Origin of the sequence: Pseudomonas sp. NC02 (assembly GCF_002874965.1) — a bacterium.
GTDB lineage: Bacteria > Pseudomonadota > Gammaproteobacteria > Pseudomonadales > Pseudomonadaceae > Aquipseudomonas.
The window spans coordinates 1,599,179-1,616,001 of sequence record NZ_CP025624.1; the positions used below are offsets into that span (position 1 = coordinate 1,599,179).

Consider the following 16,823-nt stretch of genomic DNA (forward strand, 5'->3'; position numbering starts at 1 on the left):
AGGGAGCTTGCTGTGCCGAGGGAGCTTGCTCCCGCTGGGCTGCGCAGCGGCCCCAAGATTTTTGGGAGCGCTTCGCACTGGAGCGCCAGTCCGGTCCAGCGGGAGCAAGCTCCCTCGCCACATTACGATTTACTGAATCGGCATTCCCAACTCCACCAGCGTGCCATCTGGGCACCGCACACTAGAAACAACCTTTGCGCCTCCCCACGCCGCCCTTGAAGTTCATCCCGCCCTGCGAAGCAGAGGGTGGTGTCGCCGGTATCCCGCTCGCCATAGATCCCTGATTAATACCGTCGACGGCGACTGAAGCCATACCGTCAACGGGAAACTATTTGACATATTTGATTTGTGATCACATATTGGAGCCATAAGAACGACAACACAGGTTTTGACTCATGACAGATGGCCCGCTTCTCCTTCCCACCTTGCGCCAGGTGTCCCGCGATACCTTGCAAGACCAGGTCTATCGCCAGATCCGCGAAGCCTTGATGAGTGGTCGTTTCCAGCCCGGCCAGAAACTCACCATCCGCGGCCTCGCCGAAGCCCTCGGCTCCAGCCCCATGCCAGTGCGCGAAGCCCTCCAGCGCCTCAGCGCCGAAAACGCCTTTGAAGTCACCGAAACCTCTCGTCTGCGGGTACGCATGATGACGGTCGAACGCCTGCGGGAAATCCGCGATGCGCGGGTCGCCCTGGAAGGTTTGCTGGCAGAAAAGGCCGTATTGCTCCTGGAAAAAGCCGACCTCGACGAAATCTCCGACCTCTGCCAACAGATGCAACAGGCCGCCGACGAAGTCGACGTTTCCCGCTACCTGTGGACCAACTTCGCCTTTCACCGTCGGATCTATGCCGTCGCCCAGGCCGAATTGACCATGGCCGCCGTGGAAAACTTCTGGCTGCACATGGGCCCGTGTTTTGCCCTGGTCGCCCCCGATAAGGCTCACTTACAACGCTCGATGGAGGCGCATACGCGCATCGTCGAAGCCCTGGCCGCCCGCGATGGCGCCGGTGCCCGCGCGGCCGTGACCGATGACATCATGCAGGCCGCCGATTCCCTGGCGCGCCTGCTCGTCAAGAACGACCGTTCGCGGTCGTCTGTTTCAGGAGGTAAACGTGCATGAGTGTCCTACAGCGGCTGCAGCCTTATCCTGGGTTACGTGTGTTGATTTCCGGCGGGGCTGCCGGCATCGGTGAAGTGTTGGCGGCGGCCTATCTGGAGGCGGGTGCCAAGGTGCATGTGTGTGATGTCAGCGAAGCGGCCCTGGCGGCGTTTCGCGACAAGTACCCGGGCACTGTCGCCACCCGTGCCGACGTGAGCGATGCCACGCAGATCGAGGCGGTGTTCCAGGTGCAGCGCGAGCAATTCGGCGGGCTGGATGTACTGGTCAACAACGCCGGGATTGCCGGGCCCACCGGCGGCATCGACGCCATCAGCGATGCCGAGTGGCAAGCCACGATCAATATCAACCTGACGGCGCAATACCGCTTTGCCCACCACGCGGTGCCGATGCTCAAGGAATCGTCCCACGGCCATCTGCTGCATATCGCCTCGGTCGCCGGGCGCCTCGGCTACGCCTGGCGCACGCCGTATGCGGCGACCAAATGGGCCATCGTCGGCCTGATGAAATCCCTGGCCTCGGAGCTGGGCGAAAGCGACATCCGCGTCAACGCCTTGCTGCCCGGCATCGTTGAAGGCCCGCGCATGGACGGCGTGATCCGCGCCCGTGCCGAACAGGTCGGTGTGCCGGAAGCCGAGATGCGCCAGGAATACCTGAACAAGATCTCCCTCAAGCGCATGGTCACCGCCGAAGACGTCGCGGCCATGGCCTTGTTTCTCTGCTCGCCCGCCGCCCGCAATGTCACCGGCCAGGCGATCAGTGTCGACGGTAACGTCGAGTACCTGTAGGCCGCGTCAGCGTTTAGCCAGGGAAGAACACACAAGTTACACCCGGGATTTTTTTCATAAGAATAAAAGTCGGAGAATCGTCATGTCCAAAAATCGTCCTGTGATCATCACCTGCGCCGTCACCGGTGCCATCCATACGCCGTCGATGTCGCCGCATTTGCCGATCACCGCGCAGGAAATTGCCGACGCCGCCATCGGTGCCGCCGAAGCCGGCGCCGCCATTGTCCACCTGCATGCCCGTGATCCCATCGATGGCCGTCCCAGCCAGGACCCCGCGCTGTTCGCCGAATTCCTGCCGCACATCAAGGCCGCCAGCGACGTGGTGATCAATATCACCACCGGCGGCGCACCGACCATGGGCGTCGAAGAACGCCTGCAACCGGTGATGCAGTTCAAGCCGGAACTGGCCTCGCTGAACATGGGCTCGATGAACTTCGGCCTGTACGAAATGCTCAACCGCTTCACCGAGTTCAAGCATGACTGGGAGCGTCCGTACCTGGAAGAAAGCGACGACCGGATCTTTCGCAATACCTTCCGCGACATTACCCACATCCTCAATTCCTGCGCCGAGAACCGCACCCGTTTTGAAATCGAGTGCTACGACATCGGCCACCTGTACACCGCCGCCCATTTCCTGGAGCGCGGCCTGCTGAAACCACCGTTGTTTATCCAGTCGGTATTCGGTTTGCGCGGCGGCATCGGCGGGCACCCGGAAGACCTGGCCCATATGCGCCGCACCGCCGACCGCCTGTTTGGCGACGACTACGTGTGGTCGATCCTCGGCGCCGGCCGTGGGCAAATTCCGCTGGCCACCATGGGCCTGTCCATGGGCAGCAACGCCCGGGTCGGCCTGGAGGATTCGCTGTGGGATGGCCCGGGCAAACTGGCCGCGTCCAACGCCGACCAGGTACGGCGCATTCGCACAGTGATCGAAGCCCTCGGCCATCAGGTCGCCACGCCGGATGAAGCGCGGGAAATCCTCGGGCTCAAGGGGCGCGACCAAGTCAATTTCTAATTGATAAACCGGCCGCGTCATGGCGCGGCCATGCCCATCCCGCACAACAACAAAAAAGGGGATAACACCATGCGTATCGAAGTGCTTGTGGACGTGAAGACCACCCTGGGCGAAGGCCCGGTGTGGGACGTCGAACAACAACGGTTGTACTGGATCGACAGCGCCGACGGCCGGATCCTGCGCTGCACCGAGGATGGGCGCGAATTGCGCGCCTGGGATGTGGGCCAGAAAATCGGCTCCATGGCCCTGCGCCATAGCGGCGAGCAAGCCATCGTCGCCCTGCAAAACGGCGTGCACCTCCTGGACCTCAACAGCGGCGAACTGGCCCTGGTGATCGACCCGGAACCCGCACTGCCCAACAACCGCCTCAACGACGGCAAGGTCGACCGCCAGGGGCGCTTTGTCTTCGGCTCCATGGACACCCTCGAAGACAGCGCCAGCGCCAAACTCTACCGCCTCGACGCGGACCTGAGCCTGCACACCCTGGACGAAGGCATCATCGTGTCCAACGGCCCGTGCTGGAGCCCGGCGGGCGATACGCTCTACTTTTGCGACACCTGGTCCGGCGAGATCTGGGCCTATGACTACGACCCTGCCAGCGGCGCGGTGAGCAATCGACGCACCTTCGCGAAGGTCGATACCAGCGGCGGTGGCGCTGCCGACGGCTGCACCGTGGATGCCGAAGGCTGCCTGTGGCAGGCGCTGGTCTACGCCGGAAAACTGGTGCGCTACACACCCGACGGCGAGGTCGACCGGATCATCCAGATGCCGGTGAAAAAGGTCACCAGCCTGACCTTTGGCGGGCCGAACCTGGACACCCTGTTTGTCACCTCCATGGCCAAGCCACCGTTGCCGCGTTTCCCGGCCGACGGTCAGCAGCGCGGGGCGCTTTTTGCGATCACCGGGCTGGGCGTGCAAGGAATAGCCGAGCGACGGTTCGCCAGCTAGCGCGTTTTTTTCAACAAGGCACTTTCCTTTCGCAACCTTGTGTCAGTGCGCGCCCTCGCGCGCCTGGAGAAACCCATGGCAACCTTGAAAAAAGCCTCGCTGCGCAGTATTCACCGGCACTCCTGGGTGTCGCTGCTGGTGTGCTGGATGATCTGGATCCTCAACGCCTACGACCGTGAGATCGTGCTGCGCCTGGGGCCGACCATCTCCAAGCATTTCGATTTGTCGGCCGACCAGTGGGGCACCATGGCCACGGTGATCATGCTGGCCCTGGCGCTGCTGGATATTCCCGGCTCGATGTGGAGTGACCGCTACGGCGGTGGCTGGAAGCGCGCACGGTTCCAGGTGCCGCTGGTGCTGGGCTACACGGCTATTTCGTTCCTCTCCGGGTTCAAGGCCCTGAGCGGCAACCTCGCGACCTTTATCGCGCTGCGGGTTGGCGTCAACCTCGGCGCAGGCTGGGGCGAGCCGGTGGGCGTGAGCAACACCGCCGAATGGTGGCCGGTGGAGCGTCGTGGTTTTGCCCTTGGCGCGCACCACACCGGTTACCCGATCGGCGCCATGCTCAGTGGCATCGTCGCCAGCTTTGTCATCAGCACCTTCGGTGAAGACAACTGGCGCTACGTGTTCTTCTTCGCGTTTGTGGTGGCGTTGCCGCTGATGATTTTCTGGGCGCGGTATTCCACCGCCGAACGCATCACCGCGCTGTACGTCGACATCGCCGCCAAGGGCATGACCCCGCCGGACAACGCACCGGCCAGCCAAGTGAAGGGCCACGCCTGGCGCACGTTTATCGCCACATTGCGCAACCGCAATATCGCCCTGACGGCGGGTAATACGATGCTGACCCAAGTGGTGTACATGGGCGTCAACATCGTGCTGCCGGCCTACCTGTACAACATCGCCGGGCTGTCCCTGGCCGAGTCGGCGGGGATGAGCGTGGTGTTCACCTTGACCGGGATTCTCGGGCAACTGGTGTGGCCGTCGCTGTCGGACATCATTGGCCGGCGCGTCACCCTGATCATCTGCGGGGTGTGGATGGCCGCCAGTGTCGGTGCGTTCTACTTCGCCAACACCCTGACCCTGATCATCGTCGTGCAACTGCTGTTCGGCCTGGTGGCCAACGCAGTGTGGCCGATCTACTACGCGGTGGCCTGCGACTCGGCCGAGCCGTCGGCGACCTCCACCGCCAACGGCATCATCACCACCGCGATGTTTATCGGTGGCGGCCTGGCGCCGGTGCTGATGGGCAGCCTGATTGCCATGGGCGGCGGCTGGACCACCTTGCACGGCTACACGGTGTGCTTCTTCGTGATGGCCGGCTGTGCCCTGGGCGGGGCGCTGCTGCAACTGTTTTCCCATCGCCCGCCGGCGCTGGTTGCGCAACTCGAACCCTAGAACAACACCGATGCGTCCCCCAGCCGTTACGCTGGCGGGGCGCCAAGAGGAATTGCCCGATGAAGACTGCCAACACCGCCCGTGAACCACGGGAGTTGAACAAACTGATGTTCGTCAAGCTGATGCCCTTGCTGATCATCGCCTACGTGCTGAGCTTCCTGGACCGCACCAACATCGCCTTGGCCAAGCACCATCTTGACGTTGACCTGGGGATTTCAGCAGCGGCCTATGGCCTGGGCGCCGGGCTGTTTTTCCTGACCTATGCACTGTCGGAAATCCCCAGCAACCTGATCATGCACAAGGTCGGCGCGCGGTTCTGGATCGCCCGGATCATGGTGACCTGGGGCCTGATTTCGGCGGCCATGGCGTTCGTCCAGGGTGAGACCTCGTTCTATATCCTGCGCCTGCTGCTGGGCATTGCCGAAGCCGGCCTGTTTCCCGGGGTGATGCTGTACCTCACCTACTGGTTCAACCGCGAGCAACGGGCGCGGGCTACCGGGTATTTCCTGCTCGGCGTGTGTTTTGCCAACATCATCGGTGGCCCGGTGGGCGCGGCGTTGATGCGCATGGACGGGCTGCTCGGCTGGCACGGCTGGCAGTGGATGTTCCTGCTCGAAGGGCTGCCGGCAGTCGCGTTTGCCTGGGTGGTGTGGTGCAAGTTGCCGGACCGTCCGAGCAAGGCGCCATGGCTCTCGGCCGCAGAGGCGCGCGGGATTGAACAGCGCATCGCGATGGAGACCGAAGAGGGCGCAGGCGAGGGCGGGCATTCCCTGAAGAACTGGCTGACACCGCAGATCCTGCTGGCGATCTTTGTGTATTTTTGCCATCAGATCACCATCTACACCGTGATCTTTTTCCTGCCGAGCATCATCAGCAAATACGGTGAATTGAGCACCATGAGCGTCGGCTTGCTGACCTCATTGCCGTGGATTGCCGCAGCGGCCGGCGCTGTGTTGCTGCCGCGCTTTGCGACCACGCCCACCCGTGCCCGACGGCTGTTGATTACCGGTTTGCTGACCATGGCGTTGGGGCTGGGGATTGCCTCGGTGTCGGGGCCGGTGTTCAGCCTGCTGGGCTTTTGTGTGTCGGCGGTGATGTTCTTTGTGGTGCAGTCGATCATCTTTCTCTACCCGGCCTCGCGCCTCAAGGGCGTGGCGCTGGCGGGCGGGCTGGGCTTCGTCAATGCCTGCGGATTGCTCGGCGGGTTTGTCGGGCCGTCGGTGATGGGCGCGATCGAGATGAGCACCGGCAATGCCACGAATGGCTTGAAAGTGATTGCCGTGGTGCTGGTGGTGGCCGCGTTGGCCGCCTTGCGTTTGCGTCAGGGGCAGGAGCCCGGTCACACCAGCAACGAGGTAGGAAACCCCGAAGCCAGCACCAGGTAAGCCACGACTGCCGCCAGGCACAAACCGACAAATACCCGTAACAGTGTCCTGGCGGTGGGATGAGCGATGAATTTGATGGCCCAGAGCAAAATCCCGGCAACCAGGACGCTCAAGGCAGAAATGACCAGCACGATGGTGTTCTCGCAAGCCTTGGAAGCTGCTTTATAGTCCCAAAGGCCCGTGTTGAACAGTGTGCGCATAGACGCAGGGCCCCGGGTGTTTCTAAACTGCGACTTATCCAGGGCAGTGGGGCGGTCGCCGATGAATCGCAATGAATTACGCAAGGCCGACATCAATTTGATGGTGGTCTTTGAAACCTTGATGCTCGAACGCAACGTGACCCGGGTGGCGGAGAAGCTGTTTCTCGGGCAACCCACCATCAGTTCGGCCCTCAACCGCCTGCGTACGTTGTTCAATGACCCGCTGTTCATTCGTGTCGGCCATCGGATGGAACCTACCGCGCGGGCCGAGGAAATCATCAAGCACCTGTCGCCGGCCCTCGACTCCTTGTCGTCGGCCCTGAGCCTGACCCACGATTTCGACCCGTCCATCAGCACCATGACCTTTCGCATCGGCCTGTCCGATGACGTCGAGTTCGGCCTGCTGCCGCCGCTGCTGCGCGCCTTGCGCCAGGAAGCGCCGCAGGTGGTGTTCGTGGTGCAGCATGTGGATTACTGGCGCATCCCTGACCTGCTGGGTTCCGGGGATATCACCGTCGGCATCACCCAGACCCGCGGCCTGCCGGCCAATGCCAAGCGCAAATTATTGCGGCATATCCGCCCGTGCCTGCTGCGGGCGGATGCCTCGGACAAACCCCTGACCCTCGACGAATATTGCGCACGGCCCCATGTGCTGGTGTCCCACACCGCCAACGTGTCCGGGTTTGCCGATGAGTGGCTGGCGGAAATCGGTCGCAAGCGCCACGTGGTGCTCTCGGTGCCGCAATACAGCGCATTGCCGGCGCTGCTCGCCGGCACCGACATGATCGCCAGCCTGCCGGATTACACCGCCCAGGCCATGGCCGCCGGGGGCAATCTGTTCTGTGAACCGTTCCCGTTCGAAACCCCGACCCTGGATTTGTCGATGGTCTGGCTCAGCCACGTTGACACCGATCCGGCGGAGCGCTGGATGCGTTCGCGGCTGGAGGCGTTCATGAGCGAGCGGGACATGCTGCCGGTGGTCGCATCCAAATCTTGAGATAAAACCTTCAGGGAGATCCAGGCATGGCCCTATCCCGTTCCTTGCTGCGTGGGCGCGGCAGTCATGACAGCGGCAAGGTTGGCATGGTCGAGCTGTTTTTCGACCTGGTGTTCGTGTTTGCCGTGACCCAGTTGTCCCATTCGCTGCTCGCCCACTTGTCCATCGGCGGTGCCGTGCAGGTGGCGTTGGTGATGGTCGCGGTGTGGTGGGTGTGGATCTTCACTTCGTGGGTCACCAACTGGCTGGACCCGGAAAAAATCCCGATCCGCATCGGCCTGTTCGGTTTGATGGTGGCGGGCCTGTTGCTGTCCTCGTCGATCCCCAAGGCGTTTACCGATCGCGGGCTGTTGTTCGCCGGCGCCTATGTGTTCATGCAGGTAGGACGCACGCTGTTTGCGTTGTGGGCGGTGCGCGGCGAGTCGCTGAACATGACCCGCAATTTCCAGCGGATCCTGGCGTGGATGCTGTTTTCCGGGGTGTTCTGGATCACCGGTGCGCTGCTCGAAGGCGAGCAGCGCCTGGCCTTCTGGGCCCTGGCGCTGTTGATCGAGTTGATTTCCCCGTCGGTGTATTTCTGGGTGCCCGGGCTTGGGCCCTCGACGCTTGCGGACTGGAATGTGGAAGGCAACCACATGGCCGAACGCTGCGGCCTGTTTGTGATCATCGCCCTCGGTGAGTCGTTGCTGGTGACCGGTGCGACCTTCGCCGAACTGCCCTGGAGCGTGGACGGGCTGGCGGCATTCCTGGTGGCAGTGGTGGGCAGCATCGCCCTGTGGTGGATCTATTTCGACAGCGGCGCCGAGCGCGCCCACCATCGCATTGCCAGCTCTGCCGACCCGGGCCGTCAGGCGCGGATCGCCTACACCTACCTGCATGTATTGATCGTCGCCGGGATTATCGTCAGCGCCGTGGCCGACGAACTGGTGCTGGTGCATCCGGGGCATGCCAGCCAGGCGGGCGTGGTGGCGATCATCGCCGGCCCGTGGTTGTTCCTGCTGGGCAGTGCGCTGTTCAAGTGGGTGATGAGCGACCGACCGTTGCCACCGTTTTCGCACCTGGGCGGCTTGCTGATGTTACTGGTGTTGCTGCCGCTGGGATTGCAGCAGGTGTTTTCGGCGTTGGTACTGGGGGCGTTGACGTCGGCGGTGTTGGTGATCGTGGCGATCTGGGAAAATCGCTCGCTGCACAGCCTGACCGAAGTTTCACACTGAAAGCGGTCTGATTCCGCTCGGCCCCGTGCTATATGTATGACTCTTTTCCTACAACAACTCGGAGCCTTTCATGCCGCATCTGCATCTGGAATACACCGCCAATCTCACAGAGCTGGCCGTTGAGAAAACCTTGTTGCGGCTCAACAACGTGCTGATGGCGTCCGGGCAGTTCGGTTCCGAGTTCGATATCAAAAGCCGCGCGCTGAAGGTGGAGACATTCCAGGTTGGCACGTCCATCAGCCCGCGCGCTTTTATCGCGGTGAAGCTGTCGCTGCTCAGCGGGCGTTCACCGCAGGTCAAGAAGCAATTGTCGGAAAGCCTGTTGGCGGCGCTGCAGGACCTGGGCGATTGGCCTGCAGACCTGCAGGTACAGCTCAGTGTCTTGCTGGTCGATATGGATCGCGAGTCCTACAGCAAAGTCACCATCGGCTGACGGGCAATACTCTGAGGCGAGGGAGCAAGCTCCCTCGCCACAGGGGGTCATAATAACCCCTGATCCGCACACACCTTCACCACCTGCTCCCTGAACCACGTGTTGGCGCTGTCCTGCGCGCTGTGTTCATTCCACTGCATATCCAGGGTAAACCCCGGCAAACCGTTCGGCGCTTCGCAATGCCCGAACACGGTTGTGTCTGCCAGCAGCTTCAGCACTCGACGGGGCAAGGTGACGATAAAGTCAGTGCCGGTGATCATCTTCAGCGCCGCGCTGTAGCTGTTGGCGCGGGCGATCACCTGGCGTTTGTGGGACTGGCGCGCCAGCCAGCCGTCGATCATGTTGGTGTCGGAACTCCAGGGCGTCGGAAACACATGGCGCCGGGCGACGAAGGATTGCAGGCTGAACGCCGGTTCCCGGGGCGCCGAGTGTTTGTCGAACACGCACACCAGGTCGTCCTCCAGCAGCATCTGGGTCTTGATGTCCTTGTGCTCGCGATGAAAGTGCGGCCCGAAGCAAATCACCAGGTCCAGACGCCCGTCGCGCAAGGCGTCGGCCGGGACCTCGGTTTCGAGCTTCTGCACGTTGACGATCACCGGCAGGTCGGCGCGGTCGAAGTTTTTCAGCAGGCGCGGCAGGATCAACTGTTCGAAGTATTCGGGGGCGCAGACGTTGAAGGTCACAGTTTTCTGGGTGGGGTCGAACGTTTGGCTGCCGGCATGGCACAGGTTGATGCTTTCGAGGATTTTCTGCACATGCCCGTACATGGTGGCGGCTTTGTACGTAGGACGCATGCCCGCCCGGGTGTTGATAAACAACTCGTCTTCGAAGCTCGTGCGCAGCTTCTTCAGGCTGTAGCTCACGGTGGACTGGCTGACGAACAGGGTTTCGGAAACCTCGGTGACGCTGCTTTGGTCGTAAACAGCGACAAACACCATCAGGTCCTGCATATCGAGCTTTCTAAGCAAGTTGCTGTTTAGCATCCGTTCCGTCCGCAAGCGCTTTGTACCGAACTCGGTACAAGACAATACAAAATGTTAACGGAACGCTCGTACCAATAGAAAGCTCTGTCGGACCTTTCTCTGTTTGAGGTGGGACAAATAATGTTTACAACACGACCTCAGCGAATATGCCGCGCGTAATGCCGGGGATCGAAGCGCAGTACGATCAGCAGCATCACCACCACCACGGCCGTCAATGACCACCAGGCCCACTCGAAGCTGCCCAGCTGGTCGCGGATCATCCCGGCAATCAACGGCGACAACCCGGCGATCAGGTAGCCGATGCCCTGCACAAAGGCCGTCAGGCCACCGGCACGGCGCGGGTTGTCGAGGTGGTCGAGGGACAGGATCAGGCTCATCGGAAACAAGCCGCCAATCCCCAGGCCGAGCAAACACGGCCACAGCAGGCTCAGGTATTGCGGGCTCAGGATCAGCCCGCAGAAGCCGGCGATGATCAGCACCAGCAGCACCGCGACCACACCCCGCTTGTCCCTCCGGCGGTTGGCGATGGCCGGGGTAATCAGGCCGGAGACCACTTCCATGGCCGTCAAAAAGCCCAGCAACAGGCCGGCGTTCTGTTCACTCCAGCCTTGTTCCACGTAGTACGGCGCCAGCCAGGCCAGCACGCAGGTGTAGGACGCGGTACCGAGGCCAAAGAAAATCGCCAGCAACCAGGCCCGGCGATTGCCGAAGAATGACGCCTGCGGGCCTGCGCCGGCTTGCGGCAGCGGCGGCAGCACCGAGCGTTGGGCGTACCAGAACACCAGCGCCAATACCGCGAGAACCGCCCAGATGGCCAGGCCGATGCGCCAGCTGCCGGTTTGCACCTGGATAAACGGCGAGAACGAAGCGGCGAGGGCCGCGCCGCCCATGATCGCGGTGACGTACAGGCCCATGAACAGGGAAACGTTGTCGCTGAAGCGCGACTTGATCAAGGCGGGCATCAACGTCTGGATCATCGCGATGCCTACGCCGGCGGCAATGGCGCTGAGGATCAGCTCAACCGCCGAGTCCAGGAACAACCGGGAGACGGTGGCCAGGCCGATCACCACCAGCGACAGCACAATGCTGCGATGCTCGCCGAAGCGTTTGGCCACGGCCATGCCAAAAAACATCGCCAGGCCCATGGCCATGACGGGCAGCATGGTCAGCAGGGAGGCCGTGCTGAAACTCAGGGCCACATCGGCGCGAATCGACGACAACAACGGGCCGACGGCGGCCATTGACGGGCGCAGGTTGAGGGCAACCAGCACAACGCTGATCATCAGCCAAACGGCGGTGGCGGGTTTTGCGCGGACGTTTTCCATGGACGAGCCTTGAACTGACAAGGGCAGTATTAGGCCGGGCGTGGGGGAGGGCGGCAAATGAGAAAGTCGTTGGGGCTATTGAAAAAATGCATCTGCTGACACGGCACAAATCAACAGGTAGGAGCTGGCTTGCCTGCGATAGCGGTGGGTCAGGCAACACATCTGTGTCTGATAGACCGCAATCGCAGGCAAGCCAGCTCCCACAGGTAACAGTGGTGCTCTTGAGTGTTTCTACACCGCCCGGATCACATGCTTGATCTCCTGAAACGCCTGCAACCCCCAAGGCCCCAGTTCACGGCCAATGCTGCTCTGCTTGTAACCACCCCACGCCGTTTGCGGGAAGATCACCTGCGGCGCATTGATCCACACCAAACCCACCTGCAAAGCATTGGCCACTCGCTCAGCCGCTTCCAGGTTGCTGCTCAGCACGCTCGCGACCAGGCCAAACTCACTGTCATTGGCCAGCGCCACCGCCTCGGCCTCATTGGCAAAACTGCGCACGCACAGCACCGGGCCGAAGATCTCCTCGTTCCACAACGCGCTGTCCAACGGCACTTCAGTGAAGACCGTCGGGCGAATGAAATACCCATGAGGCAAATCCGCCGGGCGCCCGCCGCCACACAGCAGCTTCGCGCCGGCTTGCACGCCACGTTCGATATGCCCCAGCACCCGCTGGTACTGCGCACGGTTGACCAATGCGCCCATTTCCACGTCTTCGGCAAACGGGTCCGCCACGCGAATGCTCTCGGCCCTGGCCTGCAAGCGGGTGAGAAACTCGTCCGCCAGTTCGTCGGCCACCAACACCCGGCTGGTGGCGGAACACATCTGCCCGGCGTTGAAGAAACCACCGCCGCAGGCCAGTTCCACGGCCAGGTCGAGGTCGGCGTCCGCCAGTACCAGCAACGCGGATTTGCCGCCCAGTTCCAGGCTCACACCCTTGACCGTTTCGGCGGCGCGCTGCATCACCTGCACGCCCACGGCATTGCTGCCGGTGAAGGAGATTTTCGCGATCCGTGGGTCAGCCGCCATCGGCGCGCCCACCGCCAGGCCAGTGCCGCAGACCAGGTTGAACACACCGGCAGGCAAGCCCACCGAGGCGATGATCCTGGCCAGTTCCAGCTCTGCCAGCGGCGTCACTTCCGAAGGCTTGAGCACCACGCAGCAACCGGCCGCCAGCGCGGGGGCGAGTTTCCAGGCGGTGGTCACCATCGGGAAATTCCACGGCACGATCAGGCCCACCACGCCGCAGGGTTCACGGCGTACACGGGCGCTGAAATCCTCAGTGGGCAGTACCACCGGACGGTCCTGGGTGGCGTCCATTTCGTCGGCCAGGTTCGCGTAATAGGCAAAGGTGGCGATCACGTCATCCACATCGATGCCGGCTTCAAACAGCGGCTTGCCATTGTTGCTCGATTGCAGTTGCATCAGGTGTTCACGCTCTGCGCTCACACCCTCGGCGATCTTGCGCAACAGCGCGGCGCGGTCGCGGCCTGTGCTTTTTGACCAGCTCGGGAAGGCCGCGCTGGCGGCGCCGATGGCCTCAGTCACCGCGCCTGCATCACCCACGCTCACTTGGGCCAGGGTGGCCTCGGTGGCCGGGTTGATCACGTCCAGCACGTCATGGCCGGCACGCCACGCGCCATTGATAAACAGCCCATTCAATACCGCGCTCATACCGCCACCTCCTTCATCCAAAGCCCCTGGTCGATTTCAATCAGCGTCGGGCCCTGGCGATCAGTCGCGGCACGCAAGGCGCTGCGTAATTCCTCAACACCCTGGATGCGCTGGGCAGCAGCGCCGAGGGCCTTGGCCACGCCGATAAAGTCCGGGGTGTAGATGTCCACGCCCACCGGTTCGATGGCGCGGTTGACCATGTATTTCTTGATCTCCTCATAGCCCTGGTTATTCCACAGCAGCACGATCACCGGCGTGCGCGCTTCCACGGCGCTGGCCAGTTCCGGCAGGGTGAATTGCAGGCCGCCGTCGCCGATCAGGCACACCACCGGCGCACCGTTGCCGCGCCCCAGCCACGCACCGATGGCCGCCGGCAAGGCGTAGCCGAGGGTGCCGTAGCCGGTGGAGGAGTTGAACCAGCGGCGCGGCTGGTCGAGGTTCAGGGTCAGGTTGCCGGTGTACACCGGTTGAGTGGAGTCGCCCACCAGTACGGCGTCGGGCAGTTCGTCCAGGACGGTGTTGAGGAACAGGGTTTGCGCGCGGGTGGCGGCGTCCCAGGTGGGTTCCAGTTCGCTCCACAGGCGGGCGACGCGGTGGGCGCCCCAGTTGCTGTCGCGGGCGGCCAGGGGTTTGTTGCCCAGCTCGGCAAGCAGTGCCTGCGCAGCGATTTGCGCGTCGGCTACCAGCGCGACTTGCGGCGGGTAATTGCGCACGGTCTGGTCGGAATCGATGTCGATGCGCAGCAGGGCGCCGGGAATGTCGAAGCCGCCGGCGAAGGTCACGTCGTAGTCGGTTTCGGCCAGCTCGGTGCCGATCGCCAGCACCACGTCTGCCTCGGCCACCAGCGCGCGGGTGGCGACCAGGGTTTGGGTCGAGCCGATCAGCAGCGGGTGGTTGGCGGCCAGCATGCCCTTGGCATTGATGGTCAGCGCCACCGGCGCGCCGAGGGCTTCGGCCAGCTGCGTCACCTCGGGGGCTGCGTCGATGGCACCGCCACCGGCGAGGATCAGCGGACGTTTCGCCGCTGCGAGCAACTGGCTCATCTGCTTGACCGCCGACGGCGCAGCGCCAGCGCGGGAAACGCTGACCGGTTCACTGCCGAGCAACGCGTCGGCGTTTTCCACCAGCACGTCCAGCGGGATTTCGATGTGCACCGGGCGCGGTCGTCCGGCCTGGAACAGCGCAAATGCCCGGGCCAGTACACCGGGCAATTCGGCCGCCGACATCAAGGTATGGGAGAACGCCGCCACGCCCGCGATCATCGCGTTCTGGTTCGGCAGCTCGTGCAGCTTGCCGCGCCCGCCGCCCAGCTGGCTGCGGGACTGCACGCTGGAGATCACCAGCATCGGGATCGAGTCGGCGTAGGCCTGGCCCATGGCGGTGGTGATGTTGGTCATGCCGGGGCCGGTGATGATGAAGCACACGCCGGGCTTGCCGCTGGTGCGCGCATAGCCGTCGGCCATGAAACCGGCGCCCTGTTCGTGGCGCGGGGTGACGTGGCGGATGCTCGAGCGCGCCAGGCCCCGGTAGAGTTCCACGGTGTGCACGCCGGGGATGCCAAACACCTGGTCCACGCCGTAGCCTTCCAGCAGGTTGACCAATACTTCGCCGCAGGTCGCCATTGTCGTCGCTCTTATTGTTGATAAAGGCCCGTATTGGAACGGCTGGCCCGTAGCGGCAACAATCGATAAAAAGTCATACTAGCCATGTCCTCACGTCATGGCTACGCCCTTATGAAACGTCTTCCGCCGCTGCCGGCCCTGCACACCTTTTGGGTCACGGCCCAGTGCTGCAACTTCACCCGAGCCGCCGAGCAATTGCACATCACCCAGGGCGCGGTGAGTCGGCAGATCGCCGGGCTGGAAAGTCATCTGGGCTATGCGCTGTTCCAGCGCCAGGCTCGTGGCTTGAGCCTCACCGAAGAGGGCCGCGAATGGTCACTGCGGGCGCAGCAGGTGTTCGGCCTGATCGGCGAGGCGGTTGAGCAGATCGGCACCCGCCGCGAGACCTTGCAGCTCAAGGCCTCCACCTGCGTGATGCGCTGGCTGTTGCCGCGCCTGATGCAGTGGCAGCAGGAACGCCCGGATGTGCCGGTGGAGTTGACCACCACCGTGGCCTACACCGTCGACTTTCGCCGCGAGCAGTTCGATGCCGCGGTGATCTACGCGCCGATTGCCGAGCAGTCGGCCCAGGCCCGGCATCTGTTCGATGAGCGCCTGACACCGGTGTGCGCGCCGGCCTTGCTCGGTGGCTTGCACACGCCCGCCGATTTGCAGCAACAGGTGTTGTTGCACCCTACGCGGGATGAGCGGGATTGGGCGTTGTGGTTGAAAGCGGCGAATACACGCTTGAGCAATCTGGCCCAGGGGCATCATTTTGAAACCCTGGACCTGGCGATGACGGTGGCGTCCCAAGGCTCGGGCGTGGCAATTGGCGACAGCGCGCTGATTGGCGAGGACCTGAAGGCGGGGCGGTTGGCCACGCCGTTTGAACTACGGGTGCCGACGGGGATGGGGTATTACCTGGTGTACCCGCCGGGCACTGAGCCCTCGGCGGGGTTGGAGCAGCTTATGGACTGGCTGGTGAGCCAGGCACAGTCGCCGTCACAATGAAGATCAAAATGTGGGAGGGGACTTGCTCGCGAAGGCGCCGGGTCAGCCAATCCATCTGTTGACTGACACACCGCATTCGCGAGCAAGCCCGCTCCCACATTTTTAGTGCGCGTCAGCCTTAGTAGCCGACGGTGAACCGCTGGCGCGAATGCTTCGGTGTTTCCACTTCATCAATCAGCGCAATCGCAAAGTCGGCAAAGCTGATCCAGCTGCGGCCTTCACTGCTCACCAGCAATTCATCCTGGCCCAGGCGGAATGTGCCGGTGCGTGCGGTCTCGACGAACTCCGCCGAAGGCGACAGGAAGGTCCAGTCCAGGTCTTTTTCCTGGCGCAGGGTATCGAGGAAAACACTGCCGGCGCTGGCTTCGGCTTTGTATTCCTCGGGGAAGCCCGGGCTGTCGATCACTCGGCTGCCGCCCGGCAACAACAGCGAACCGGCACCGCCGACCACCAGCAGGCGCTTCACGCCGGCTTTTTTCACCGGGTTGATCACCGCTTCCGGCGGCAGGGTGGCGAAGTGCGCCGCACTGATCACCACGTCGTTGCCGCGGATGGCCTGTTCCAGCGCCTGGGCATCCAGCGCATCGACTTGCTTGGCGGTGACGCCAGGGCGCGCCCCGATCTTGTCGGTATTACGTGCGATGGCCGTGACGGTGTGCCCGCGACGCAGCGCTTCTTCCAGCAGTTGGCTACCGGCACGACCGGTGGCACCAATGATTGCGATCTTGCTCATGAC

The 16,823-nt window shown here is 62.9% G+C and carries 16 protein-coding genes; 10 read left to right on the plus strand and 6 right to left on the minus strand.

Annotated features, from left to right (window positions below; translation table 11 throughout):
• Positions 1-395 precede the first annotated feature (395 nt).
• From C0058_RS07470 to C0058_RS07495, 6 genes are all read left to right on the plus strand, one after another.
• The gene (locus C0058_RS07470; RefSeq protein WP_003211913.1) at positions 396-1,118 is read left to right on the plus strand and encodes a GntR family transcriptional regulator; all 723 of its coding nucleotides are present in this window, start codon (positions 396-398) and stop codon (positions 1,116-1,118) included.
• Positions 1,115-1,903 (plus strand): SDR family oxidoreductase, encoded by a 789-nt coding sequence (locus tag C0058_RS07475; protein WP_102368304.1) that lies wholly within the window; start codon positions 1,115-1,117, stop codon positions 1,901-1,903. The genes C0058_RS07470 and C0058_RS07475 overlap by 4 nt, the downstream gene beginning before the upstream one ends.
• 82 nt (positions 1,904-1,985) lie before the next feature.
• On the plus strand, positions 1,986-2,918 hold the full coding sequence (locus tag C0058_RS07480) for a 3-keto-5-aminohexanoate cleavage protein (RefSeq protein ID WP_008437904.1): 933 nt from the start codon (positions 1,986-1,988) through the stop codon (positions 2,916-2,918).
• A gap of 69 nt (positions 2,919-2,987) precedes the next feature.
• Positions 2,988-3,866, plus strand: coding sequence for an SMP-30/gluconolactonase/LRE family protein (locus C0058_RS07485; protein ID WP_102370225.1), 879 nt, complete (start codon positions 2,988-2,990; stop codon positions 3,864-3,866).
• A 75-nt stretch (positions 3,867-3,941) separates the two neighbouring features.
• Positions 3,942-5,264 (plus strand): MFS transporter, encoded by a 1,323-nt coding sequence (locus C0058_RS07490; RefSeq protein ID WP_003211904.1) that lies wholly within the window; start codon positions 3,942-3,944, stop codon positions 5,262-5,264.
• Positions 5,265-5,323: 59 nt separating this feature from the next.
• On the plus strand, positions 5,324-6,649 hold the full coding sequence (locus tag C0058_RS07495) for an MFS transporter (RefSeq protein WP_102368305.1): 1,326 nt from the start codon (positions 5,324-5,326) through the stop codon (positions 6,647-6,649).
• Here the strand turns inward: C0058_RS07495 and C0058_RS07500 are convergent.
• Positions 6,604-6,849, minus strand: a complete 246-nt coding sequence (locus C0058_RS07500; protein WP_023659101.1) for a hypothetical protein — start codon at positions 6,847-6,849, stop codon at positions 6,604-6,606. The two genes, C0058_RS07495 and C0058_RS07500, sit on opposite strands and share 46 nt — an antisense overlap.
• A 61-nt stretch (positions 6,850-6,910) precedes the next feature.
• On the opposite strand from C0058_RS07500, the gene C0058_RS07505 reads away from it, so the two are divergent.
• From C0058_RS07505 to C0058_RS07515, 3 genes are all read left to right on the plus strand, one after another.
• Positions 6,911-7,846 carry a LysR substrate-binding domain-containing protein gene (locus tag C0058_RS07505; protein WP_087692586.1) on the plus strand — a complete coding sequence of 312 codons (936 nt, stop codon included), beginning with the start codon at positions 6,911-6,913 and terminating at the stop codon, positions 7,844-7,846.
• 26 nt (positions 7,847-7,872) lie between these two features.
• A complete protein-coding gene (locus tag C0058_RS07510) occupies positions 7,873-9,060 on the plus strand; it encodes a low temperature requirement protein A (RefSeq protein ID WP_102368306.1) in 1,188 nt (395 codons plus the stop codon).
• Positions 9,061-9,130: 70 nt separating this feature from the next.
• Positions 9,131-9,493, plus strand: coding sequence for a 5-carboxymethyl-2-hydroxymuconate Delta-isomerase (locus C0058_RS07515; RefSeq protein WP_102368307.1), 363 nt, complete (start codon positions 9,131-9,133; stop codon positions 9,491-9,493).
• A gap of 47 nt (positions 9,494-9,540) precedes the next feature.
• On the opposite strand, the gene C0058_RS07520 is transcribed toward C0058_RS07515, so the two are convergent.
• From C0058_RS07520 to C0058_RS07535, 4 genes are all read right to left on the minus strand, one after another.
• On the minus strand, positions 9,541-10,476 hold the full coding sequence (locus tag C0058_RS07520; protein WP_087692583.1) for a LysR family transcriptional regulator: 936 nt from the start codon (positions 10,474-10,476) through the stop codon (positions 9,541-9,543).
• A gap of 137 nt (positions 10,477-10,613) precedes the next feature.
• A complete protein-coding gene (locus C0058_RS07525; protein WP_102368308.1) occupies positions 10,614-11,801 on the minus strand; it encodes a cyanate transporter in 1,188 nt (395 codons plus the stop codon).
• A 231-nt stretch (positions 11,802-12,032) separates the two neighbouring features.
• Positions 12,033-13,475, minus strand: a complete 1,443-nt coding sequence (locus C0058_RS07530; RefSeq protein WP_102368309.1) for an aldehyde dehydrogenase family protein — start codon at positions 13,473-13,475, stop codon at positions 12,033-12,035.
• Positions 13,472-15,097 carry a 5-guanidino-2-oxopentanoate decarboxylase gene (locus C0058_RS07535; protein WP_102368310.1) on the minus strand — a complete coding sequence of 542 codons (1,626 nt, stop codon included), beginning with the start codon at positions 15,095-15,097 and terminating at the stop codon, positions 13,472-13,474. Before C0058_RS07535 ends, C0058_RS07530 begins: the two co-directional genes overlap by 4 nt.
• Before the next feature lie 111 nt (positions 15,098-15,208).
• Between C0058_RS07535 and C0058_RS07540 the strand changes: the two genes are divergently transcribed.
• Positions 15,209-16,087, plus strand: a complete 879-nt coding sequence (locus C0058_RS07540) for a LysR substrate-binding domain-containing protein (protein ID WP_008437911.1) — start codon at positions 15,209-15,211, stop codon at positions 16,085-16,087.
• Between the two features lie 118 nt (positions 16,088-16,205).
• Here the strand turns inward: C0058_RS07540 and C0058_RS07545 are convergent, their stop codons facing one another.
• On the minus strand, positions 16,206-16,820 hold the full coding sequence (locus C0058_RS07545; protein ID WP_102368311.1) for an NAD(P)-dependent oxidoreductase: 615 nt from the start codon (positions 16,818-16,820) through the stop codon (positions 16,206-16,208).
• Positions 16,821-16,823: the final 3 nt, after the last annotated feature.

Excerpts from the sequence above, each read along its gene's own strand:
- C0058_RS07485 (WP_102370225.1), top strand. The coding sequence starts at position 2,988 with ATGCGTATCGAAGTGCTTGTGGACGTGAAGACCACCCTGGGCGAAGGC.
- C0058_RS07545 (WP_102368311.1), bottom strand. The coding sequence starts at position 16,820 with ATGAGCAAGATCGCAATCATTGGTGCCACCGGTCGTGCCGGTAGCCAA.
- C0058_RS07495 (WP_102368305.1), top strand. The coding sequence starts at position 5,324 with ATGAAGACTGCCAACACCGCCCGTGAACCACGGGAGTTGAACAAACTG.
- C0058_RS07480 (WP_008437904.1), top strand. The coding sequence starts at position 1,986 with ATGTCCAAAAATCGTCCTGTGATCATCACCTGCGCCGTCACCGGTGCC.
- C0058_RS07525 (WP_102368308.1), bottom strand. The coding sequence starts at position 11,801 with ATGGAAAACGTCCGCGCAAAACCCGCCACCGCCGTTTGGCTGATGATC.
- C0058_RS07470 (WP_003211913.1), top strand. The coding sequence starts at position 396 with ATGACAGATGGCCCGCTTCTCCTTCCCACCTTGCGCCAGGTGTCCCGC.
- C0058_RS07535 (WP_102368310.1), bottom strand. The coding sequence starts at position 15,097 with ATGGCGACCTGCGGCGAAGTATTGGTCAACCTGCTGGAAGGCTACGGC.
- C0058_RS07515 (WP_102368307.1), top strand. The coding sequence starts at position 9,131 with ATGCCGCATCTGCATCTGGAATACACCGCCAATCTCACAGAGCTGGCC.
- C0058_RS07490 (WP_003211904.1), top strand. The coding sequence starts at position 3,942 with ATGGCAACCTTGAAAAAAGCCTCGCTGCGCAGTATTCACCGGCACTCC.
- C0058_RS07520 (WP_087692583.1), bottom strand. The coding sequence starts at position 10,476 with ATGCTAAACAGCAACTTGCTTAGAAAGCTCGATATGCAGGACCTGATG.
- C0058_RS07530 (WP_102368309.1), bottom strand. The coding sequence starts at position 13,475 with ATGAGCGCGGTATTGAATGGGCTGTTTATCAATGGCGCGTGGCGTGCC.
- C0058_RS07540 (WP_008437911.1), top strand. The coding sequence starts at position 15,209 with ATGAAACGTCTTCCGCCGCTGCCGGCCCTGCACACCTTTTGGGTCACG.
- C0058_RS07475 (WP_102368304.1), top strand. The coding sequence starts at position 1,115 with ATGAGTGTCCTACAGCGGCTGCAGCCTTATCCTGGGTTACGTGTGTTG.
- C0058_RS07505 (WP_087692586.1), top strand. The coding sequence starts at position 6,911 with ATGAATCGCAATGAATTACGCAAGGCCGACATCAATTTGATGGTGGTC.
- C0058_RS07500 (WP_023659101.1), bottom strand. The coding sequence starts at position 6,849 with ATGCGCACACTGTTCAACACGGGCCTTTGGGACTATAAAGCAGCTTCC.
- C0058_RS07510 (WP_102368306.1), top strand. The coding sequence starts at position 7,873 with ATGGCCCTATCCCGTTCCTTGCTGCGTGGGCGCGGCAGTCATGACAGC.